31 protein-coding genes are annotated in these 20,389 nt (G+C 65.0%); 1 reads left to right on the forward strand and 30 read right to left on the reverse strand.

Annotated features, from left to right (window positions below):
• Nucleotides 1-347: 347 nt before the first annotated feature.
• The 16 genes from ACGTNG_RS12520 to ACGTNG_RS12595 are packed head-to-tail and all read right to left on the reverse strand — an operon-like array spanning nt 348 to nt 12,178.
• Nucleotides 348-764 (reverse strand): hypothetical protein, encoded by a 417-nt coding sequence (locus tag ACGTNG_RS12520; protein ID WP_394577382.1) that lies wholly within the window; start codon nt 762-764, stop codon nt 348-350.
• 12 nt (nt 765-776) lie between these two features.
• A complete protein-coding gene (locus ACGTNG_RS12525; protein ID WP_394577383.1) occupies nt 777-1,424 on the reverse strand; it encodes a hypothetical protein in 648 nt (215 codons plus the stop codon).
• A complete protein-coding gene (locus tag ACGTNG_RS12530) occupies nt 1,417-3,213 on the reverse strand; it encodes a hypothetical protein (protein WP_394577384.1) in 1,797 nt (598 codons plus the stop codon). The genes ACGTNG_RS12525 and ACGTNG_RS12530 overlap by 8 nt, the downstream gene beginning before the upstream one ends.
• Nucleotides 3,210-3,866: a phage adaptor protein gene (locus ACGTNG_RS12535; RefSeq protein ID WP_394577385.1), complete on the reverse strand. Its 657-nt coding sequence runs from the start codon at nt 3,864-3,866 to the stop codon at nt 3,210-3,212. The genes ACGTNG_RS12530 and ACGTNG_RS12535 overlap by 4 nt, the downstream gene beginning before the upstream one ends.
• A complete protein-coding gene (locus ACGTNG_RS12540) occupies nt 3,863-4,318 on the reverse strand; it encodes a Rho termination factor N-terminal domain-containing protein (protein ID WP_394577386.1) in 456 nt (151 codons plus the stop codon). The genes ACGTNG_RS12535 and ACGTNG_RS12540 overlap by 4 nt, the downstream gene beginning before the upstream one ends.
• Entirely contained in the window at nt 4,302-4,505 is a 204-nt protein-coding gene (locus tag ACGTNG_RS12545; RefSeq protein ID WP_394577387.1) for a hypothetical protein, read from the reverse strand. The genes ACGTNG_RS12540 and ACGTNG_RS12545 overlap by 17 nt, the downstream gene beginning before the upstream one ends.
• A 60-nt stretch (nt 4,506-4,565) precedes the next feature.
• Complete coding sequence (locus ACGTNG_RS12550) at nt 4,566-4,739, reverse strand: hypothetical protein (protein WP_394577388.1); 174 nt, start codon at nt 4,737-4,739, stop codon at nt 4,566-4,568.
• An 11-nt stretch (nt 4,740-4,750) separates the two neighbouring features.
• The gene (locus tag ACGTNG_RS12555) at nt 4,751-5,116 is read right to left on the reverse strand and encodes a hypothetical protein (RefSeq protein ID WP_394577389.1); all 366 of its coding nucleotides are present in this window, start codon (nt 5,114-5,116) and stop codon (nt 4,751-4,753) included.
• A gap of 42 nt (nt 5,117-5,158) precedes the next feature.
• Entirely contained in the window at nt 5,159-6,103 is a 945-nt protein-coding gene (locus tag ACGTNG_RS12560) for a major capsid protein (RefSeq protein WP_394577390.1), read from the reverse strand.
• A gap of 40 nt (nt 6,104-6,143) precedes the next feature.
• On the reverse strand, nt 6,144-7,304 hold the full coding sequence (locus ACGTNG_RS12565; protein WP_394577391.1) for a hypothetical protein: 1,161 nt from the start codon (nt 7,302-7,304) through the stop codon (nt 6,144-6,146).
• 34 nt (nt 7,305-7,338) lie between these two features.
• Nucleotides 7,339-7,683, reverse strand: a complete 345-nt coding sequence (locus tag ACGTNG_RS12570; protein WP_394577392.1) for a hypothetical protein — start codon at nt 7,681-7,683, stop codon at nt 7,339-7,341.
• Between the two features lie 39 nt (nt 7,684-7,722).
• Nucleotides 7,723-9,888, reverse strand: coding sequence for a portal protein (locus tag ACGTNG_RS12575; protein WP_394577393.1), 2,166 nt, complete (start codon nt 9,886-9,888; stop codon nt 7,723-7,725).
• Nucleotides 9,888-10,253: a hypothetical protein gene (locus tag ACGTNG_RS12580; protein ID WP_394577395.1), complete on the reverse strand. Its 366-nt coding sequence runs from the start codon at nt 10,251-10,253 to the stop codon at nt 9,888-9,890. The genes ACGTNG_RS12575 and ACGTNG_RS12580 overlap by 1 nt, the downstream gene beginning before the upstream one ends.
• Before the next feature lie 29 nt (nt 10,254-10,282).
• Nucleotides 10,283-11,581, reverse strand: a complete 1,299-nt coding sequence (locus ACGTNG_RS12585) for a PBSX family phage terminase large subunit (RefSeq protein ID WP_394577396.1) — start codon at nt 11,579-11,581, stop codon at nt 10,283-10,285.
• Complete coding sequence (locus ACGTNG_RS12590) at nt 11,581-12,000, reverse strand: terminase small subunit-like protein (protein WP_394577397.1); 420 nt, start codon at nt 11,998-12,000, stop codon at nt 11,581-11,583. Before ACGTNG_RS12590 ends, ACGTNG_RS12585 begins: the two co-directional genes overlap by 1 nt.
• 34 nt (nt 12,001-12,034) lie before the next feature.
• The gene (locus ACGTNG_RS12595; RefSeq protein ID WP_394577398.1) at nt 12,035-12,178 is read right to left on the reverse strand and encodes a hypothetical protein; all 144 of its coding nucleotides are present in this window, start codon (nt 12,176-12,178) and stop codon (nt 12,035-12,037) included.
• 133 nt (nt 12,179-12,311) lie between these two features.
• Between ACGTNG_RS12595 and ACGTNG_RS12600 the strand changes: the two genes are divergently transcribed.
• The gene (locus tag ACGTNG_RS12600) at nt 12,312-12,860 is read left to right on the forward strand and encodes a hypothetical protein (RefSeq protein WP_394577399.1); all 549 of its coding nucleotides are present in this window, start codon (nt 12,312-12,314) and stop codon (nt 12,858-12,860) included.
• 26 nt (nt 12,861-12,886) lie between these two features.
• Here the strand turns inward: ACGTNG_RS12600 and ACGTNG_RS12605 are convergent, their stop codons facing one another.
• The 14 genes from ACGTNG_RS12605 to ACGTNG_RS12670 form a co-directional block, all read right to left on the reverse strand.
• A complete protein-coding gene (locus ACGTNG_RS12605; RefSeq protein ID WP_394577400.1) occupies nt 12,887-13,345 on the reverse strand; it encodes a DUF1353 domain-containing protein in 459 nt (152 codons plus the stop codon).
• Nucleotides 13,342-13,605: a hypothetical protein gene (locus tag ACGTNG_RS12610; RefSeq protein ID WP_394577402.1), complete on the reverse strand. Its 264-nt coding sequence runs from the start codon at nt 13,603-13,605 to the stop codon at nt 13,342-13,344. The genes ACGTNG_RS12605 and ACGTNG_RS12610 overlap by 4 nt, the downstream gene beginning before the upstream one ends.
• The gene (locus ACGTNG_RS12615; RefSeq protein WP_394577403.1) at nt 13,605-13,901 is read right to left on the reverse strand and encodes a hypothetical protein; all 297 of its coding nucleotides are present in this window, start codon (nt 13,899-13,901) and stop codon (nt 13,605-13,607) included. The genes ACGTNG_RS12610 and ACGTNG_RS12615 overlap by 1 nt, the downstream gene beginning before the upstream one ends.
• Nucleotides 13,901-14,380: a hypothetical protein gene (locus tag ACGTNG_RS12620; protein ID WP_394577404.1), complete on the reverse strand. Its 480-nt coding sequence runs from the start codon at nt 14,378-14,380 to the stop codon at nt 13,901-13,903. The genes ACGTNG_RS12615 and ACGTNG_RS12620 overlap by 1 nt, the downstream gene beginning before the upstream one ends.
• Nucleotides 14,381-14,450: 70 nt before the next feature.
• Complete coding sequence (locus ACGTNG_RS12625; RefSeq protein WP_394577406.1) at nt 14,451-15,035, reverse strand: hypothetical protein; 585 nt, start codon at nt 15,033-15,035, stop codon at nt 14,451-14,453.
• A 115-nt stretch (nt 15,036-15,150) separates the two neighbouring features.
• On the reverse strand, nt 15,151-15,888 hold the full coding sequence (locus ACGTNG_RS12630) for a hypothetical protein (protein ID WP_394577407.1): 738 nt from the start codon (nt 15,886-15,888) through the stop codon (nt 15,151-15,153).
• A gap of 60 nt (nt 15,889-15,948) precedes the next feature.
• A complete protein-coding gene (locus ACGTNG_RS12635) occupies nt 15,949-16,542 on the reverse strand; it encodes a hypothetical protein (protein ID WP_394577409.1) in 594 nt (197 codons plus the stop codon).
• Nucleotides 16,543-16,669: 127 nt separating this feature from the next.
• On the reverse strand, nt 16,670-17,095 hold the full coding sequence (locus ACGTNG_RS12640) for a RusA family crossover junction endodeoxyribonuclease (protein ID WP_394577410.1): 426 nt from the start codon (nt 17,093-17,095) through the stop codon (nt 16,670-16,672).
• The gene (locus ACGTNG_RS12645; RefSeq protein ID WP_394577411.1) at nt 17,095-17,232 is read right to left on the reverse strand and encodes a hypothetical protein; all 138 of its coding nucleotides are present in this window, start codon (nt 17,230-17,232) and stop codon (nt 17,095-17,097) included. Before ACGTNG_RS12645 ends, ACGTNG_RS12640 begins: the two co-directional genes overlap by 1 nt.
• Nucleotides 17,229-17,690 (reverse strand): DUF968 domain-containing protein, encoded by a 462-nt coding sequence (locus ACGTNG_RS12650; protein WP_394577412.1) that lies wholly within the window; start codon nt 17,688-17,690, stop codon nt 17,229-17,231. The genes ACGTNG_RS12645 and ACGTNG_RS12650 overlap by 4 nt, the downstream gene beginning before the upstream one ends.
• Entirely contained in the window at nt 17,687-18,193 is a 507-nt protein-coding gene (locus ACGTNG_RS12655; protein ID WP_394577413.1) for a NinB/YbcN family protein, read from the reverse strand. Before ACGTNG_RS12655 ends, ACGTNG_RS12650 begins: the two co-directional genes overlap by 4 nt.
• Before the next feature lie 121 nt (nt 18,194-18,314).
• Nucleotides 18,315-18,623, reverse strand: coding sequence for a hypothetical protein (locus ACGTNG_RS12660; RefSeq protein ID WP_394577414.1), 309 nt, complete (start codon nt 18,621-18,623; stop codon nt 18,315-18,317).
• A gap of 2 nt (nt 18,624-18,625) precedes the next feature.
• Complete coding sequence (locus ACGTNG_RS12665) at nt 18,626-19,309, reverse strand: DUF6475 domain-containing protein (RefSeq protein ID WP_394577415.1); 684 nt, start codon at nt 19,307-19,309, stop codon at nt 18,626-18,628.
• Nucleotides 19,309-20,304 carry a replication protein gene (locus ACGTNG_RS12670; protein WP_394577416.1) on the reverse strand — a complete coding sequence of 332 codons (996 nt, stop codon included), beginning with the start codon at nt 20,302-20,304 and terminating at the stop codon, nt 19,309-19,311. The genes ACGTNG_RS12665 and ACGTNG_RS12670 overlap by 1 nt, the downstream gene beginning before the upstream one ends.
• Between the last annotated feature and the right edge of the window lie 85 nt (nt 20,305-20,389).

The raw sequence follows: 20,389 nt of genomic DNA on the forward strand, positions 1-20,389 counted from the left end.
AGGCGCTCCATTCCCTGCGTATATAACGAGATTGTCGCCAGCATTGACCTTGACCCCGTTGAGGTATCGGAGATTGCCTCCCGAGCCCGCTACCGCGCGGCGATCTGCGCCTCCGACACTGCCGCCGCTCTCTCCGCTGGCTACGCCCAGGATTGCAATTTCATCGACCCCCTCAGTCACGGTCAGGTACGCCAATGAATGCCCATAGGAATTGTAAGCCCCAACAACCACGAACTCTCCTCGGGCCGATATTCCTGCTCGGTCAGCTCGGCGTGGCAGCCCTCCAAGGCCATTCCCGGCAAGCGGCGCGCCCTTCATGCCATACGGATACGACATCCCAGGCCTCCTCAGTAGTCAGTGAACTCGGCGTGGAACACGATGCCGTTCGATGCGGCGACCTGGCTGCCCACATAAAGGATGTCACCGGCCTCAAGCCTAAGTGGCGTGGTCTCTGAGTACCGTCCGAACTCGGTTACCGGGATCGCGGTGGTGGCGGCCACCGTGTGTGCTTCCATCAGCGCGCTGTCGATCAACCGCTGAGTCGTGCCTCCATCCTTGCTGATCAGCAACACCAAGGACGAGGCGGTGACGGTGTCGCGCGGAATGGCATGCAGTTTCGTGAGGATCGCGCCGTCAGCGCCGGCCGTCATCAGCTGCACGGTATCGGTTGGCGTGTCGGTGGTGAGCGAGGCTGCGGCAGCCGTAGTCACTGAGCTGGCAGTCTTTGGGGTCTGAGCGAACGGGGCAGTAAAGGTCTTTGTCATCACGGTGTCTCCTTAGAATGACAGGGCGGCGGCATGAGAGTGTTCGAGTATCTTCTGCGACGACCATGTGTCGCTCTGGGATGCGGTGCTATCCACTATGGCGCCTGAATCCAGAACAGCAGTCGCGTCCTCTGCTCGGTCTGCATCCGCTTTTGCGCTGGAGGCGGAATTCACCGCTTCCGAGGCCTTGGTAGTCGCCGTGCTCGCGGCGCTCTCGGCATCGACCTTGAACTGCTCCACCTCGGCCACGCTGATCGCCAGTTCCGCCTTACCGGCGCCGATGTCGTCGGCCAGGGTGCCGCTGGTGTGCTTCTCCTTCACCACATAGAGGTTCTTGGTCGCGGCGTCGCGGAACACGTCGTTGACTGCGTAGGCGGTGCTGGTGGCCCAGTCGGCTCGCCAGGTGAAGCCGGCGGTCAGCACCAGCTTGCCGTCCTTGTCGAAGCCCACCACCTTGTTGCGCCGGTCCAGGGCGCTCTCGGTCAGCGCCTGGTCGGTGCCCTCGTCGGGGAGTTTGAGCGAGCGCTTGATGTCGGTGTCCGCGCCGTCGAAGCCAGCCTGCACACTGTCGAACTTGCCATCGACGTCGGAGGCCTCGACGGTGGTGCCAGGCTGGAAGCGCTGGCCGGCATCGGAGTTGTCGTAATACGGGTTAGCCACGGCGGCGCCTCCTCGGGTCGAAATGCACGTCGTAGCCCAGCAGCTCGTGGCTGGCCGAGCTGGACTTGGAGTAGATGGCGAAGTTCACGCTGACGCCGGTGCCGGTGATGTCCATCGGCTCCTGGCCCAGGCTGGGCACCGACCAGTTGATCTCGTTCCAGTCATCGACGCCCCACAAGCCGCCGCCGAGTAGGAACTGGATGAAGGCGCGGCGCTGGCGGGCCGTCTCGGTGCCGCCATAGTCGAGGTCCGGCTGGATGGCGATGTTGGCGTTGGAGCCCGACCGGACGTCCCAGAACACGCGGCGGAACCGCTTGCGGATGTTGGGCGACTCCAGGTCGTTGTAGGCCAGGGTCAGGAAGGCCTCGATGTCGGCGCCGTTGAAGGAGGTCGCGCCATTGTCGAGGCGGTAGACGTTGCCGGCGTCGTCGCCGAACAGGATCTGCTCGGCGCCGCTGGACAGCTCGCCGGTGTGGGCCACGGCCACCTGGGCGGGGTACTGGACGCGGGTGATGCCGGTCGGGCTCATGTAGATGCCTGTGGCATCGTCGAACCACACGCGGTACTGGGCGGCACTCTTGCTGACGGCGCTGGCCACGACGCGCGAGGCGTAGCCGTCGGCGGTGAATAATGGCTCTACCTTGGCGCCGGGCTGCATCGGTCGGAAGTCGCCGTAGGCGTTGGTCGCCTCGAGGCTGGCGATGCCGCGCTCGGCGATGAAGTAGGGTTGCACCAGCGACTGTGCCGAATACGGCCGCCCGCCCGAGTTGGGTACCGTGGTCTTGAGCTGCCAGTCGGCCGCCGAGGTGCCGTAGAGCGTCTTCACGCTATCGCGACAGATGAAATGCAGCGCGCCCCCGGTGCCGGACAGCAGGCCGGTGAGCGCCTGACCCACGGCGATCTCCGCCGCGCCGCCGGTGGCCGCGTTGAAGGCGACGGGATTGCCCAGGTCGGAGTGCTGGACGCTGCCCTGCTCGTAGCCGAGGAAGAGGTGATTGCTGTGCAGGGCGATGAAGGTGGCGCCGGCCTGGGCGGCGGTGATCTCGGTGAAGGGATCGGCCAGCTCGGGGATCGTCAGGGTGGTCGCCGGCTCGCTGCCCACGGTGAACAGCACATGGCCGACGTTGTTCACGTCGATGCCGGTGAAGTCGATCGCCACCTCGGTGCCGTTGTCGCCCCCGGCGGCGGTATCGGGCTCGGTGCTCAGGGTGGTGCCGCTCTTGTCCTGCACCTCGACGCCGTTGATGGTGCGGCCATCCTCGTCGGAGAGCGTCAGGGTGTCGTTGTCGGCGCGGTAGGTCACGCCCTCGGGCGGCGAGCCCTTGAAGTAGGCCGTCAACTCGACCAGGCCCTCGAAGGTCTGTGCGCCCGGCTGCTCGGCCATCAACTGGAACGGCTTGCCGCCACCCACGCCGTAGAGCGCGCGGTCCTTGTCCAGGCCCTTGACGTTGCCCTCCACGAACTCGTGGCGGCCGTTGTGGAGCGCCCCGCTGGTGCCCACCACATCCCAGCTGTCGGTGCCGGTGTTGAGCACATACAGGGTGGCGGAGTCGGCGCCGACGTCCTTGCGCACGGCGTAGACCTTGTCGTTGAACGTCACCACGCCGAGCACTGGCCCTTCCCCGGGCACAGCCGGGCCCAGCTGGGCATAGCCCTCGATGCGCCGATAGCCGCCGCTGATCGGGCACTCGTAGTTGACGGCGTAGATCGCCGCCCCGGGCGACAGTTGCTCGGGCGGCGTGACGAGGTCGATGCCGCCACCGAGGCGGATGTAGGCGGATTGGCTCATTGCGGGGTCACCACGATCGGTGCGGCGTTGGTGCGGCCATAGGTCTGCTGCCGACGACTGAGCTGGTGGCGCTCGAGCAGCTCGAGGTAGGACCGGTACAGCTCGGCGCCCTGCATCTTGGCGTCCTCAGCGGCCTCGTAGTTGCCGTAGAGCATCAGGGCGCGGCCGACGATGACGCGCCGGAACTGTGCCGGGATCAGCGGCTCGTCGGCGTCGTCGGTGAGGTCGGGCGGCTGTTTCCAGTACTCGAAGGCCAGCGTGTAGTCCCCGTCCGGGGCCGGCAGCATGAGCAGCTGGCCATCGGGGCGCAGCGCGGCCGAATGGGGCCGGGCGGGGCTGAGCGTCTCCGGCTGGTAGTCGGGCCAGTCGATGAGCGGCAGCGGCTCGTTGTCGATGAACAGCCGCTGCCCGTCCCAGGCGCCGAGATCCGCCGGCCCGGCATAGGTGGCGGTGCCGGCCTCGAGCGCCAGGGTGTCGGTCGCCCACAGGAAGTCCCAGTCCAGATGGAGGTTGCAGACGTCCTGGTGAGCGAGGCGAATGAACTCGATGGCCCGCTTGTACTCGCCGGTCTGACCGCTGATCACCGGTGGTCCGCCGACGCCGGCCATGCCCGCCAGGCGTACCAGCTCCTGCACCATCTGGATGAAGGTCATGCCGCGTCCTCAGCCTTGGCGTCGTGCTCGGCCAGGGCTTCGACCAGGGCCGCCTTGTTCAAGGTGCTGGCATTGGCGATGCCGGCGTCCTTGGCCATCGCCTTGAGCTCCTTGATCGGCTTGGCCTGGTAGTGAGCGGTCAGCGCCTCGAGGTCGGCGCCCTTCCCTGCTTCGCTGTCGGCCTCAGCCTCGGGCGCGGGGCTGGATGCTGGGTTGTTCTCGGGCGCGTCGGCAGGCGGCTGGACGCCCGGCTCTTCGCCCACGAGTGCGACGCTATCGGCAGCGGGCTCGGGCGGCAGGGGCTCGCCCTCCTCCATCAGCTCGCCCTGGACGTTGCAGCGCCCCAGGTACTCGCCGCCGGGATTGAAGCCGAAGCCGTTCTGCATGTACCTCAGCGGCAGGCGGCCGCCGATCGTGGTGAACGGGCGGGTAAAGTCAATGCTGATCGTCATGGCGACCTCGCGTGGTTCCGTGGGTTCGACGAGCCAGATTCCACTGGTCGATGGGGCTATCCAGCGGGTGTTCGTGCATGGCGGCGCGGCCGGCCAGGCCATCCGTCATGCTCTTGCCGTCGCGGAGGCGCTCGTCGAGCGTCTTCGGCGGCTCATCCATAAAGGGGTCGGAGATACAGCGGCGCATGGCGGCCTCCCATGAAGAAGGGGCCCGCAGGCCCCTTGGTCTTTGCTCTGGTGATGGTGATCAGCGCTTGGTGGCGATCGAGCCGTGGCTTTGAGGCTTCACCCGGCCGGTGCTGCCCACCTGGTCGGGGTTGGTGTTGCCCACCTTCTCGGTGGACGCCACGCCGGACTCGAGGCCGGCCTGCACGCCGCCGGTCTTGCCCATGCTGCGATGGGTACCCTTTTGCTTCTTCATGTCGGTCCTCCTTAGAACCAGGCGATGTGAACGGCGATGTCTGCCGCGCCGGCAGTGGCAGCGCCGTCGGTGGCGATTTCCACGACGGAATCGGCAGGGATCAGGTTGGCATCGGCCGGCTGAACGGTGGCGTCGTTGGCCGAGGTACCGGCCGCGCACACGGGCACGCTGAGCGCGCCATAGGCGTCGGCATCGGCGCCGGTTCCCACCGTTACGGCAGCCGCGGCATCGGTCACCCCGGTGGTGACCACGCCGGTGATCCCCACCAGCCGGCCCTTCTTGCCGGCAGGTCCGGTGACCGACAGCAGCGTGGCCGCACTGGCCAGGCTGGCGGCCGGGAGGGTGTAGGTCGCATGGAATGGATCGTGATAGGCCATTGCGGTTACCTCGTGTCAGGGGCCCGAAGGCCCCGTGGGTGATCAGGCGGCGGAGTCCCACTTGATGATGCGGGCCTGGGCCTTAGTGTTGGCGTCGGTGGCGTCGGCATGGGTGATGCCGAAACCGCCGAGGTAGTACCAGGCGATACCCTTGCTGCGGCCGTAGTCGCTCGGGATCTTGGCGCGGATCTCTTCCGGGCAGGCCACGGCCTCGGTGACGGTGTCCGCCCCGAAGAAGTAAGCCGCGTCGGAGTTGCCGTTGGTCCAGCTCTCGGACGGGATGTTGGTCTGGGTGACGAAGCGGATGCCCTCGTAGCGGCCGTTCTCGCCGTTCATCACCCGGTTCCAGCCCTCGGTGGTGTAGGAGTGCAGCGACTCCAGGTCATCCTTGAACGGGCGGAAGGTGGTCGGGCGGCCGATGGACACGTAGTTCTCGCCGTCAAAGACCGGGATATTGCGCTCCTGCATCAGGTCCGCGATCTGCTTGACGTGGGTGGTGTCCAGCGACTGGGCGTTGTTGCCGGTGGGCGTGCCGTCGTCATCCAGGTTGTACGCCGTGGCGCCGGTGGCGACATAGCGCAGCAGGGTGTTGTCGAACTGCGCGTGGGCGCTGCGATCCAGCGTTTTGTTGCAGTCGTTGCGCAGCGTCTGGTGCACGATCTTCTTGATGTCGTGCTCGGCGAGCGCCTCGAGCTTGCCGCTGAACGGCACGGAGATGCCGTATTCGGTCATGGTCGCGGAGGCCTGTCCGATCGGGAAGCTGCTCTCGGGCATGCCCTCGTTTTCCTGCAGCTCGCCGCCGTCATCCACGGTATCGCCGTAGACGTTCCACTCGTAGGTCTGGCCGCGGTTCTTGCCGATAGCGGCCTCCACGTCGCAGAACTGGCGGAAGCGGCTGAGGGGTTGGAGCGCGGTGCGGAACTCGTCGCTCAGGGTCGGGTTGGCCAGATAGCCAGAGCCGGTATCGGTCCATGCGTTGCCGGACATAGTCAGTCACCTCGACTGTCTAGGGATTGAAGAGAAAGGGTTAGTTGACGGCCCGCGACTGGCGCATCCGTTCGATCACCGCGACGGGGCTGGTGTCCGGCTCCTGCGGCACCTTCTGGCTGGGCTGCCGGGACTGACCGCGCGGCACCGGCTTGAGGCTGCGCTTGCGCGCCTCGCGGGCGCTGCCCGCCGGTTTGCCGCCGGCATCCTGGCGGCCGGCCAGTCGCAGGGTGTCGGTCGTCGCCCGCTCGATGATGTCTCGCGGGGCCATGTTGGCGAACTCGGGGTCGCCGTTCTGCTGCGCCGCCAGGAAGCGCTCGGTCTGCAGGTCGATCAGGTGATGCAGGTCGGAGCCCGGGGTAATGTCCGGGTGCGTCTCCTGCAGCCACTGAACGCCATCGTTGACCGACTGATTCCATGCTTCCTGCCGCTGCGCGGCTTCCCGACGTTCGATGGCCTGGGTGGCGCGTTGCTCGGCCTGGGTAAGAAGCTCGTCCGGGCTCAGCTGCTGCCCCTGATGCTGGGTCATGAAGCTGACCAGGGCTTCCGCCGCGGCGTCATCATCGCCATCGTAGAACTTGGCCAGAACGTCCTTCGCCTTCTGCCTCGCTTCTTCAGCGCCCGATTCGGGTGGCTGTTGCGATGCGGCCTGACGGCGCTGGCTCTCCTGCTCGCGCAGGGTCTGCTCCCATGCCGCCAGTTGGCGTTCCCGCTCGGCGGCCTGCTGCAGCTTGTAATCCCCGGCGATGTCCTTCTGGAGGTACGCCTTGACCTGCTCGGCCGGCACTTCGCGCTCCTGACCATTCACCTTCATGGTCGTGTAGAGCTTGCCGTCAGGCTTGCGGTAGTACCCCAGTGACTCGAGGGGATCCTCGTCTGCGGCGGGGTCGCCGTTCGGGTCTTGCTCCCGGCCAGCATCCTGCTCGCCGGGGTCTTGCTCGGGGTCGGCGTCGGCCTCGGAATCGTTGCCCGGCTCGGGCTCTTCCTCAGGGTCGGCCGCTGCCGGTTGGTCCGGTTCCGGCTCGTCGCCGTAGCCGTGGTGCTCGCGGTACTGCCGGGCGATGTCGGCCAGGCGCTGCTCGCGCTCGGTCGGCTCCGGTGCGGAGGGGGTATCGTCGCCGGCAGGCTGGTGATTCGGGTCTGCCGACACGTCGGTGCCAGGCTCAGCCTGGGGATCGATAGCGTCGTTCTGCTGGGTCATGGGTCCTCATCCTCACGGATGTGGTGGGTGACGCTCAGGCCTGCTCGCGCAGCTGCTTGAGCGATTGGTATGCTACCTCGCCGCGGTCCAGCGCCTCCCGGAAGAAGGTCAGGACGTAGTCGGCGACGGCGGCGCGGAACTGGTGATCACGGATGGCCTGGCGGCCGGCGGCGGTCATCGGGTCTTCCTTGAGCATCGCCTCCTTGGCTTCGGCGCGCTCCTGAAGGGCGTAGCCGCGCAGCACGCGCCCCAAGTCGGAGTCCAGAAAGCGGATCGTCTCCTCGCCGAGGGTCGCCTCGGCGAACAGCGCCTGTTCCTCCTGGTTGAGGAAATCCGGCGTGGGCACGCCCTCCTCGAGGGTCTGCTTGATGTCATCCATAGGGCATCCATGAAAAGGCCCGCGCGGTGGCGGGCCGGGTTATCCGTAGGCGTCGAAGCCGTTGTCCATGTTCTCGCGCCGGGCCTGGCGCTCGTTCTGGCTGTCGGTGAGCTTGGCGGCCTCGAGGTCGCGCTGGTTCTGCTGCTTGGCCGACTCCATTTGCAGCTTGGCCTCGAGCTGGGCCATGGTCAGCCCCTGCTTGAGGGCGATCTCGGCCATCTTTATCTCGTAGTCCTGGCGCAGCTTGGCCGCCTGATACTGCTGGTCCCACTGCTGCTGGCGGGCCTCGTTCTGGCTCTCGGCCTGCTGCTCCTGGGCCTTGAGCTGGAGCTCCTGCTCGCGCAGCTGGAGCTCCTTCATCTTGACCTGGAGCTCCGGCGGCATCTCCTGCCCTTCGGCGCGCTCGCGCTTCTTCTCCTCGCTGAGCATGAAGCGCTCGCCGTCGCCCATGCCGGCCAGGGCGAACATCTCCTTGCCGACTTCCTCGAAGTCCATCTCCTGAACGAACTCGGGGAGCTTGGCCGCCGCCTGGATGGGCTGCATGAAGCGCGCGATCTTCTGCTGCGGGTTGGTGTTGCCCATGCCGACGTTGACCTTGACCACCAGGTCCTGCATCAGCAGGTCGTCGTCGATCTCGTGCTCGATCTCGGCCTTGCCGGCCGCCAGGGCGAGGATGGTCTCGTCGGTCTCGTAGAGCCCCTCGAGCTTGACCATGGCGCGCAGCACGGGCTCCACCCAGGTCTCAATGAAGGTGCGAAGGCCGAGCTCCTGCACCTGGTTGGCGCCGCTGGCCATCAGGTCCATTCCACCCACGGTCTCGTTCAGGGCCCGGTTGGACTGCACGCTGGACTGGCTGAAGGTGCCGAGCAGCTCATCAGACTCCACCGCGAGCCGGTCCTGCTCGACGTAGCTGGACTGCGTGACGTCCGGGGTGTCCATGATGGCGTAGTCCTGGTGGACGTTATCCATCATCACGCCGCCGCCCGGCACGTTGCGCATCAGGGCGCCCAGGTCGATGTTCGAGCCCCTGCGGATGGCATAGCGCTTATTGAGCACCAGCTTGACGTTGTCCAGCCGCTGGTTGGTGACGTCGTTGATCATCTCCGTCAGCGGCTTGTTGAGCTCGATGGTGCTCGCCGGATGGCTGCGGTGGGCCTCGATGCTGGAGAAACCCACGGCGTAGCGCTCGCGGCCCAGCGGATCCACCTCGGCCAGCGGGGCCGGCTCGGTGAGCAGCAGGCCGGTCCCCACGGTGTAGAAGGCCCAGTCCTCGCCCTGCTCGTCGCGGATGATGTTGAAGTGCACCCAGACGACGCTGTACTCGTTGCCCTGGTTGACGTCGTCGGCGTCCTCGCGGCCCTTGCCGTGGCGAGCGTCGCGCACGGTCTCGCCGCCCTCCTCCTCGCTGCCATGCGCGACCAGCTGACCCAGGCTGTAGGGCAGCCATTCGCCGCTGGCCATCTCGGCCATGACGTCACCGGCGTACATCGGGATGGTCTCGATCAGGTACGGGCTGGTCTTGACCGGTTGGCGCCAGTCGCAGGCCGGATCGAAGCGGAAGTTGTCGGGGGCGATCAGGTCGATGGCGGGCTCGTCGGCCAGCACCTCCTGGCGCTCCACCTCCTCGCCCAACAGGTTGCCGTCGTCGTCCATCAGCGGCCGGCCAGTGGCCTCGTCCACCACGGGCACGATCTCGGTGGTGGTCTTCACTCGGCGATCCCAGTACTGGCGGGACACGCACACGCCGTAGACGTGGGTGTCCTGGTGGGCGCCGATGGCGGTCATGAACCACGGGATCGTGACCTCGAGCCGGTGCTGGAGCATCGCCTGGTGCAGCCTGGCCGCGTCGGCTTGGCGCTGATCATCCGGGTTGATGCCGCGCACCTGCAGCAGGTCGTCGTTGGTGAACAGCGCCGCCGCACAGGTGGCGTCCAGGGTGCGCACCGCCGCCCGGGGCTTGGGCCGGAACACCCGCGACTTGTTGCGGTAAGCGTCCTGGGTGTACTTGCTGCCCGGGGCGTGCTCGCTGCGGAAGTGGGCGATGGAGTCGCGCCAGGACTGGAACAGGCTCGACTGGTAGTAGTCGGTGGACTCGCGGTACAGCAGCGAGGCGCGCCGCAGCCAGTCGCTGTGCACGGGGTCCATGCCAGGCCGATCGGTCGTCTGGGCGGCCTCGGCGTCGATGTCGTAGTGTTCGCCCTGCATCACAGCCCCGTCGCCGCATTGAGCGCTTCGCCACGGGCATCACGCAGCAGCGATTCCTCGCCGCCGGACGCACCGCGGTCCCGGCTCAGGTGGAACATCTCGAGCACCTGCCCGCCGGCCCGCACCACGGCGTCGCGCAGCTGGTCGTGGGTCTTGTTGTGGAGGTGCAGGGTGTAGCCGTACAGCTGGGAGATGGCCGGGCACTGGATCTGGGCCACGCCACCCCGCACGCTGACCTCCACGAACCACTTGCGGCCCGGGTAGTGCTTGCACAGCAGGGCGCCGATCTGCCGGCACAGGCGATCGGACGCCACGGCCAGCTCCGCCTCGTCGGGCGTGTCGAATGTCACGATGGGGCTGCTCATGATGCCTCCCGGCATGATGATGGATAGGATCAGGCGACGAAGTCGGGCTCGAACGACTCTGGCTCGGCACCGCGGGGCGGCTCGTAGGCAATGGCCATCAGGCCCGCCGAGTCGGCCCCGTGCGAAGACCAGTCGTGATCGGGGCCGAGGCCGATGTTGCGCTGCTCGTCGATCTTCTCGTGATACCAGCCCAGGGCGTCGCGCCCCGCCTTGGTGGTGGTCTCGTTGAACCACAGCGCCGGGAACAGCCGGCGCAGGGCCTCGATGCGCGCCGCGGCAGCGCCCTTGCCCTGGTTGGGCACCACCGTCACCCGGTAGCCGGCGTCACGGAAGGCGCTCTCGTAGCTGACGTCGTGCACCCGGTCGTGGGTGGCGCCATCGTGGGGCAGCCAGACCGAGGTGTTGCGGTCATCGTAGCCGCGCCGGCGCAGCCACTGCAGGTGGGCGGCGAACGGCTGGCCGACGGCCTCGTAGTAGTCCAGCACCCGCACTTCGCGGGCCACGAACTGGCAGACCCACATCGAGAAGGCGTCGCTCTTGGCCCCGGTGCCGCCGATGTCGGTGAACACCTTGAACGGCAGGTAGGGGTCGGGCATCACCTTGCCGATCCGTCCCTCGAGGCGTGCCTGGGTGAGTAGGTCGGCGTAGTAGGCGCCGTCCACCACGCGCACGAAGTCGCCCTCCCAGATGTGGTCGTAGCGATCCGGACGCTTCTTCTTGTCGTCGAGGCGCTCCTGGTTGAGCACGTCCGGGAACCAGGGATTATCCCGCCAGTTCATCTCGACGATGATCGAGTCGGCCGGCGGGTCCACGCGGAAGCGCTGGTGGGTGGCGCTGCTCTCCAGCTCCGGGTTCCAGGTGATCCAGATCTCGGAGCCGTGCTCGCGCACCGTGGGGATGACCTTCAGCCAGGCCTTCTCGCTGACCGGCTCGGCCTCGTCCACCCACAGGATCAGAATGCGCGCCTTGGACTTGATGCTGTCCAGGTTGTGGCGCAGACCGGAGAACGCGAACTGAATGCGCCCGCTCTTGGTGCGGATGTACTTCTCGCCGATGTCGTAGTGGGCCGCCAGCCAGGGTTCGGACTGGATGGCCGCCTTCACCTCCGACATCGAGGACTCGTCCAGCGAGTTCATGAACTCACGGCCGCAGAGGATCAGCCCACTGCGCCCTTCTTGGTCAAACATCAGGCCGCGCACGGCCGTCATCTTGGCGAAGGTGCGGGTCTTGCCCGAGCCCCGCCCGCCGTAGGCTCCGCGGTAGCGCTTGTTCGGGTCGGAGAAGACCGGGACCAGCTTGGGCGGCAGCTTGACCTGAACGGTGCCCATCAGGCATCTCCTTCATCACCGTCGGCAGCCACCAGTTCGATCGTGGTCACGCTCTCGACCGGCCCGCCCCCTGCGCCTGTCAGCTGGTGGCGCGGAGAATGCGCCTTGGGGGACATGCGCTCGGCCGACCACTTCAGGCCGTCCAGGATCACCTTCGCCACCTCAGGCTTCATGTCCTTGGCGCCCACCTGATCGATGGTGTCGATGATGCGATCGGCATGGGAGTAGCCGGCCGCCTCTCTCGCCCGTGTGTACTGGTCCGAAAATGAGTCGTGCTTACCGTCCACCACCCACAGGAGCACCGTTGACTTGGTCGGCAGCTTGGGATCAGAACAGATGGAGCGCAGAGACTCCCCTTCGGCCAGGCGCCGGCAGATTCGATCTCCGATGGCCTTCGTGTATTTGCTCGGTCTTGCCATAGTGCCCACCGTCCTCGGATAGGTGGCCCTTCGCTTACTCCGGGCGCTTGCCCGGCTTGTCACGCTCAACGAATGTGCGGCCAGTGAATTGATAGGTGGGATTGAACGTCGGCTTCGGCTCCACGCGCCGAACCTGGGCAGCCATGTCGGTCTGCCGGTAGCGAGGCTTGTCGGCCATGACTGTCTCCATGAATAGGGCCCGGGCGCCTCACGGCGTGCCAGGCGAGTGCGGGCGGCGCCTCACGGCGTGGCCCAAACCCTCGGAGTTGAGGTAGCCTTCCTGCTCAACTCAACTTAATTAGAAAACATCAATGCAGAAAGCACTGACGGCGATCATCGACTGGTTTGGCCCTTACACGCTTGAAGAAGCGAAGGACGTCACGAAATTCGATTATGACGACGGCCTGTACATGATCATCGGCAAACAACCAGACGAGCGCGATGCGTCGCTGCAATACGTCGGGCTGGCTTCGCGGTTACATAGAAGGCTCAGAGCTCCCAAGCACCCTTTGCACAAGGTGACCAAGGAGCGAGAAATCTGGCTTGGGGAGGTTGTGTCGCCACGCACTCCCGGCAAGAAGATCAAGGTCACCGACCGTATGCTCGACTTGGCAGAATGGTCACACGCCTACTTCCTGCAGCTCCCACTGAATACCCAAAAGCGGAAGACATCCCCTGACCGGGCGATTGTGACGTACAACCGGTGGTGGAAGCCTGACTACGAAACGCCCTACCGGAAGCGCCCGCATCGCGATTGGCCAGATCTGATCGACTTCTTCGCCGATGACTACGATGCCAAGATCGTCTGGTTTGGAGGCCGACAGATCAAAGCTCCCGTGGAGGAGTTCTGCGAAGACTGAGACGAATGGAAAATCACCGTTCCCTCTCAAGAAACGGGGCCCTGCTGCGGTTCGGGCCAATCGGCCCAGCCGTGTTTCCATCCGCCATCACCTCCCAGACGCACAGCGTAATAGCTGCCGGCGATACGCCAGCCGGGGACGTCGGTGGGCGTGGCCTTAATGACCGCGCGGAACAGCGCATCGGCCCAGGTCTTGTCCTTGCCATAGAGCCGGCCGCCGTGACTGTAGATCCAGTCGTGGGGGTAGCTGGCAACTTCCAGGTCACCCGCCGGCAGCGCGAACCAGGCGGCGAGCCGCGGCACGCTGGCCCGGTCACTGACATAGCCCTCGGGGATCTCCAGCACCCAGCGTGTGCCGTCGTCCTCGGTGATCCGCAGGCGCATGGCGCGCCGGAGAATCACCATGGCCCGGCCCGGCGCGATCCACTCCGGCGCGTCGCCGAAGTAGCGCTCGGTCCATGGAAGCTGCAGGATCTCGGCGTTCATCGGCCAGCGCCCGGGAGGCTCATGCAGACGCCCTCTACCGGATATCCCGGTTCGATGGCGCGGATGCCGAGCAGCAGGGCGTTGCGCGCGGTGTCATCCGCGGCGTCGCAGTAGGCATCACGCAGGGACATCAGGTGTGCGGTCCCACCGTAGACGGTGCGGCTTAAGTCACCGACCCGATAGCCGTCGTCTAGGGGCGACTCGATGGACGCACATCCTGACAGTGCCGCCAGGCAGGCCGCAGTGATCATGGTTCGCATCAGCGGGCCTCCAGCTCGGAGACTCGGACGTCCAGGCCTTCGATCCGGCTCTCGATGGCGTCGAGCTCCCGGCGGGCGTCGGCCCGGCGGAAATAGACCTGGCTCATCTCCTGCATCTCCGCCCGCATCTCGGCGAGCAGAGTGCCCTGGGCTGCCAGGCGCTCTTCGAGTACCGCACTGGATTGGCCCAGGGCCACCAGTTCCCGGCCAGCCCACAGCAGGAGCGCGACCATCACCATCTGCACCCCGGTCTGGAAGTGGCGCTCGAGCATCGTCCCCTCCTGCTTCGATGCCATCACGCCACCTCCGCCAGGCGCCGGGTGAACTCCTCCCGGGCCGCGGCCGAGGACTGCGGGTAGACGTAGCGGTTGCCCGGCAGGCGCATCCACAGCACCTGCTCCCCGGGCCGAAGATCGAGGTGGAACATCGGCCAGGGCTGGCCGTTCGGGCCGGTGGTGTCCAGGTAGACGCCGATCCCGCCCCAGGCGCGTTGGCGCATGGCGGTCAGCAGGGCATGGACGATGTTGCAGTCGGGGAAGACATCGCCGGCGTCGGACAGGCGCCCCACGGCGTAGTGGCGACTGCCCTTGCTGCCACTGGTGCGATACCAGCCGGCCAGCACCGGCGAGGGCAGGATCGGCGCGCCCAGCATGTCGCGTAGCTCGTCCAGGGCGAGGATCAGGTTCGCGTCAGTGTGGTTGAGCGCATCACCCGGGAACTCGCCCGGGGCGAAGTGCTCCACGTCGTCCGCGAAGTTGAGGTCTGATGCTTTCATAGGGTCTCCGGCGCCTCACGGCGTGGGAGTAAACGGAAAGGCCCCGCCAGGAACTGGCAGGGCCTCGGGGTTATTGCTTAACGCCCAATCGGCGTCGCGCCTCAGTATGGGCAGCTTCCTTGACCGCGCGAATGCCGAGGACGACATGACCTCGTGTGTCACGCAGGGACTTCTTTCGACTATCCAGAGAAGAAGCCTCCATTTGGTGAACAGAGCTCGACGTTGTCGATATCTTCATTCCGATACTGATGACGCCCTGGAGAAGCCTGCTTCTGAGGACTCCGTGAGAAGGCATGTGCACAAGCATGAGGAAATCAAGCCTGTCCATTATGGCCTTCAACCTATTTAAAGACTCGCGACGCTCTCTCTGGCACTCAATCTCACCGTCTTCATTGACCCTCAGAGAGTGGATGAAGTCGTCGATAAAGGCGATGAGCTCGTTCTCTAGCTCTGTGCAGGCAGAGAATATTTCCTCGAGCTTCTCCTGCTTGAGCCGCTCTCTGTCCTGCCTCTTGCTGAGCCAGTGCGCTAGCCCAGCACCAAGCACCACGCCAGCAAGCGGTGCTGCTAGAGTTGCCCACTCGATCCACGAGGACTTGGCTGTCTCCAACACAACCAGGCAGTGGCTCAGCGCAGGAAACAGGTAATCGGGCACATCGCACTCCATGCGAAAACGCCCCGACATAGAAGTTAGGGCGCAGTATTCTGATCATGGAATGATGGTAGGCGATTCAGATGCAGGAAACAACCCCTTGAGCAGGGCCAACTACTTACTGCTTTTGATCAAACGGCGAGGGCATGCCAATTTCTTTTAGAAGCATCCTGCCCAGCTGTGAAACTTCTACACGACTTTTGAAATCTCCCTCACGTGGATCAAACTCAGGAAGCTGACCTTTCTTAACATTTCCGTAATTTTTCCTGAGAAGCTTCAGCCTCAGCAAGCTGTCCCTACCAGCTTGGAAAAGCTGGTATTTATCTATTTCTTCCGGACCTGAGCTCAGGTTAGGTGGGTGTGGCATATTCACATTCTCAAAAGGATTATCCTCTCCAGCACCACCACCATAACTCTGACCATAAGCATTTAACAAAGCCAGCTCATCATCATCCAGTTCACCTAATAGCTTGAGCAAGCGCTTTCTTCTCAAGACTTCAGCTTCATCTTCAGTCAACCCTCGCTCAACAGCTGACACTATCATTTCGATGCGATTTCGAGAGATCGCCCTAGCAGCTTGATGGCCACCCTCTTCAACAAGATCAATCTTGTTGGGGCTACGTGCAATCTCTTTTTTGACCTGCTCATCCATCGCATCTACTCGAAGGGAAAGCTGACGAAGATATTCAGTTATTCTGTCAACTCGCTGACCGGGAATCACTGAACTCACGACTTCTGCAACAACGCCCCCGTAAGGACAAACTCCAGCAACACCTTTACCAATGGCTAAAAGTTTGTCTTTGAAGTTATCATCAAGCCCGTCGTCAGATTTCTTAAACCCGTGCTCATCAACCATAAGACTCGACTCCTTGAGTATTCACCAGCAGCCTACATCGCCAATGCTATTCCCTAACGCTCAAGCAGCTTGCGGAACTGCTGATGAAATTGTGGATAAACACTGACGCTCCCAAGAGTCCAGTATGCTTAATCCCTGATCCCAAACAACCCCCCAAGTTGCCCTGTCTGCACGTCTCCAGAAACGAGTCTCGATCTTCACACCGAGTTCGCCAGCCATCCACGCCTTCACAGCTACTGGAGTTGGTAGGCCTTGACGCCGATAAGGCCAGGTCGTCTCACTGTGGTGGTACAGCGCCGCGGCACTTAGATAGCGCAGCGTCTCCAACTGCTCAGCCGTAGGCTTCCCCCTGCCCTGCCCCGGCAGCTTCACACCATCGGCCAGGAGCTTCCGGTACAGCGCAATCTGCACCACCTCAGCATCCGCCGCGAGCTCGTCCCGGGTGAACGGCCCGAAGCAGTAGCGGGCCAGTGCCTGCAAGTGAGCCGGCAACGCCTCCACCTGAGAGATCACCGCCCCTGCCTCCAGGCCGTGCACTATCCGCCAGTCGTTGCTCTGCCGCTGGCTGAGCTGCACGTCTGCCCCCAGCTTCGCCTTCTCCGCGGCCCCCGCCATCACGCTGTTGCCGGTCGTCCGGTACGCATCGAAGATCATCTGCCGTGCACTGCCGTATCGCATCCTGTCGACCCTTCCGTTGCTCTGTTGAGTTGCCTTCGCTGTCCGCTGCTGTCCACTGCCGTCCACCCTGTCTACTCCGTCCACCGGAGCCGGGATTTCGGCCTCATTTATCCCTCTTGGCGGATAAACCTCCGCCTATCCCCTGGAGCGGATATTTATCCCCGTCCAGCTCGATGATCTCCACCCAGGTGCCCGTCTCTGCCTGGCGATCGATCTCGGCAGGCTCGAGGATCACCCGGCGCACGTGGGCCTCGGTGTCGTCGGCCAGCACCCCGGCCTTCACCAAGGCGTCCTCGATCAGCTTGGCGGTCATGCTGGCGTTGCTGGTGTCTCGACGACGCACGCCCTTGCCCAGCCGCGGGCGGAAGACCAGGTCTACCCTTCCGTCCACGGCGCCCAGGCCGATGCCGCGCACCGCCTCAAGCGTCGCCGCCAGCGCGGCATCCTTGGCCTTCTTGCGTTTCGCCCAGTGGACGCCGGCGTAGATGGCATTGGTAGATGGCCCCAGGTAGGGAACGAACAGCAGCATCAGTCGCCCTCCTGGTCGCCAAACATCTCTTCACAGGTCTGCTCGAAGATGCAGTCCTCGCACAGCGCTTCGCCGTCCTCGTTGACAGCTACTGCCGACTCGTCACACTTCTCGCATTGGCCCAGGTCGAACATCACGCTGCCTCTCTCTCGTCGATGAATTGCCAGGCCTTCACCAGCTCGGCCCGGATCTCGCCATCGAACCGGCGAACGGCTCGGCTGATCGTGTCGCGCACGAAGCCCGGCTGCCGGTCGCGCAGGTACTTGTGGGCGTGGATCTGCTGGTGGCAGTCACGGTCGTGGCCGTAGATCGGGTCGCAGGCCGGCATGACGAAGCTGTCCGAAGCCTTCAGCCCTATGCCGCCCAGCTGCCACATGCCGATCAGGTGGTGAGCGGCAATGCCGGTGGTGGCCCCGCACACGCAGCACGGCAGGGACCGAACCCAGGCGAGATAGGCCTCGCTGCGCCATCGTTGGTCACTGGAGTGGCTGGCCGGAGTCTTGCGCCGGCCGGCTCGCTTCATCGGCTTTCGGGACCGGAGCGGCTCGCCCTGGGGCAGCGGCGTCTTTCGTTTGAGAGGCCCGCCGCGCTTCATGCTGCCACCTCGCGATACTGGTTGGGGCCGATGCCCTTGAGCCCCGGGTCCGTCAGGCGGAAGCCCAGGCCGGTGAAGTGCTCGTAGACGCGGTTCAGATGCTCGGTCAGCTGCTTCTTCGTCATGCCCCGGGTGACCGGCCACTCGAAGGGCGCCTTCATCAGCTCAAGCTTCTGCTCGTAGGGCAGCGGCTTGATGATCCGGTCGTAGGCCTCGCAGTATTCGGCGCTGTCGCGACGCAGGATCGGGATGCCGAAGTGCAGCTTGCAGAAGGCCTGGTAGTCCTCGGCGGTCATGTCGCCCTGCTTGGCGGCATCGCTGCACCACTTCCACTGCAGGGAGTTCTGGTCGATGCTTCGACGCTCAGGCTCCTCCTCGATCACCATCCGTACCCGCTTCCAGCGGCGGAATGCCTGGTTGAGCATCCCCGGGAACTTGGCGATGGCGGCCAAGGCCTCCTCAATCGTTCCGGCTGTGGCCACGTAGCGCTTGGGCTCCTTCACAGTGCACTCCTCCGGCTCGTCGCGAGCCGTTTCCGCCCCAGGCTCTGCGCCCGAGTGATCGGCACGTTGGGACGAGGCGGCTTGCGGCGGATAATGATTTCCCAGTTGCCGATGCGAAGAGTCACGCCGCCCCTCCCGGCCCGGCGCTGCCGGCGTCATACATCCGGTACTCATGGGGCCTCGTACCGCCCGGCCCCGGCGCCTCCTGGTTGGCGATCGTCACCCCGTAGCCGCGCAGCTCGCGGATCCGCGCCGAGATGGCGGCATGGCTGTCCATGCGGCCGAAGCGCTCGAGGATTTCGGCGCCGATCTCGTGCAGCTGCAGCCAGCCCTCAGCGTCGCGCAGCACCAGGTAAGTCCTGCCCAGCTGGCCCTCAGGGTTGTCCAGGCGCCGGCCGCGGCGCGGCGCCAGTGATGTCACAGTGCCCATGGTCATGCCGCTCCCTTTTGCTTGGATTTCATGTGGCCCAGCAGGCCGGCAAGGCTGTCGTCGGTCAGGCGCTTCACCTCGGTGCCGTTGGCCAGAGCTTCTCGCCCGTTCTCCATCACGCGCATGGCGCGCTGCTGGTTGCCGATCACGGCAATGTCCTTGCCGGGCAGGACGCCTCGGGTGTGCTGCCCGATCTGGACGTTCTGCTGGGTGGCGGCACCCGCCAGGAAAGCCGGCCAGCCCTCGGGGCGGTGCACGGCATAGGCCCGGTACTGCGCCTCGAAGCGTTGGCGGAGCCACACCATGTCCTTCTCACTGTCCACCATGGCCACCTTGGGCCAGCCCCCGATGCGCTCGATTGCGGCATGAATCAGCGGGTCGTCGAACGCGACATCCCGGTAATGCCCCACGCTGCGGATCGCTCGCTCGACCTTGGCCCAGGCCTGCAGGGTGCGGCTCTGGCTGTCGCCGCGGGCGAACTTGATCACGTCGCCGGGCTTGGGCGGGAACTGGCCGGTGTCCGGGCTCTGGATGTGCAGGGTCAGAGCGCGCTGGATCTCGTCGAGCTCGAGCTGCTCGAGGGCACGGAACACCAGCTCGATAGTTCCCGGCGTGACGCTGCGGTTGTAGATCTCCTGCGCCTGGCTCCACACCTCGGCGAACTTCTCGAAGTCGTGCTCAGTCATCACCAGTGCCCTCCCTCGGCGTCGAGCAGGTCGCCCACATCATCCGGGCGGTTCTGGCGGCGAGCCACGGCCTCGCGGATGGCCTGCTGGTTGGCGGCATGCAGCCGCTCGGCTTGATTCATCCCACTGCCGGGCCGCTGCTGCTGGCTGCCCAGCCGGCGAGCCAGCCAGTCGGCCTTTACGCCCTGCCAGCCGGCGAGCACGGTCTCGTCCAGCGCCTGGTCGGCAGTCAGGTCAGGGATACGCTCGGCGGCGCGCAGCGCCTCGTTGACGTTCAGGTTCAGCGCCCGCTGGGTCAGCGGTTTCTTGAGCGCCTTGCGGTGCTCGATGAAACCCTGGACGGCCTCGGTGGAGACCTCGCTGGGCAGGTTGCTCAGGTCGAGCTGAGTCGGCTTGGCCTTCTGGGCAGGCTTCGCCGGTTTCGGCTTGGCAGGATCTGGGGCCTGGCCGGATTTCGGCGAGGCTCCTTCCCCCTCGACCGAAGGGAGAGGGGGTATGTCTTTCATGTCTTTCGGTGTCTCCCCATCTTGGGGTGACTCAGATACCCCATCTTGGGGTGAGTCACCCCAAGTTGATTCGGGCTTCCGTTTTGGGGTAACTCGAGATCTCTGGGCGGTGAAGTCCCACTGCCCGATGTCCTTGTTGATGCGCACCGGAGAGCGGCCACCGCCGTTACGGACCAGCACACGCTTGCGGATGAGCCCGTTGAGCGTCTCGGAGCATTTGCCCTCGGACATGCCGGTCATCTCGCTGATGACGGATGCAGCGATCCAGTCCTCGGCCTTGTTCCAGCCGTAGGTCATCCGCTCGACGACACGGATCACCCGGGCCTCCCGGCTTGTCAGCGGCGAGCGGGCGAATGCTTCGACGAGCGCATTGGCTGTGCGGGTGAATCCATCTTCCACCTGGATGCTCCTGCCCGACCTATTAGGGCCCGGCGATTGGGCGTCATCACGACGCTCAGGGAACTGGATAATCTCGGCTGTATCGCTCATAATTCACTCATCACCTTGCTTGTGATCTGAAGCCCGGCATGCTCCCCAGCATTTGCGCCGGGCTTTCTCGTTTACGGCCTTATAT

This window comes from Halomonas sp. B23F22_3 (genome assembly GCF_043496965.1).
Taxonomy (GTDB): Bacteria; Pseudomonadota; Gammaproteobacteria; order Pseudomonadales; family Halomonadaceae; genus Halomonas.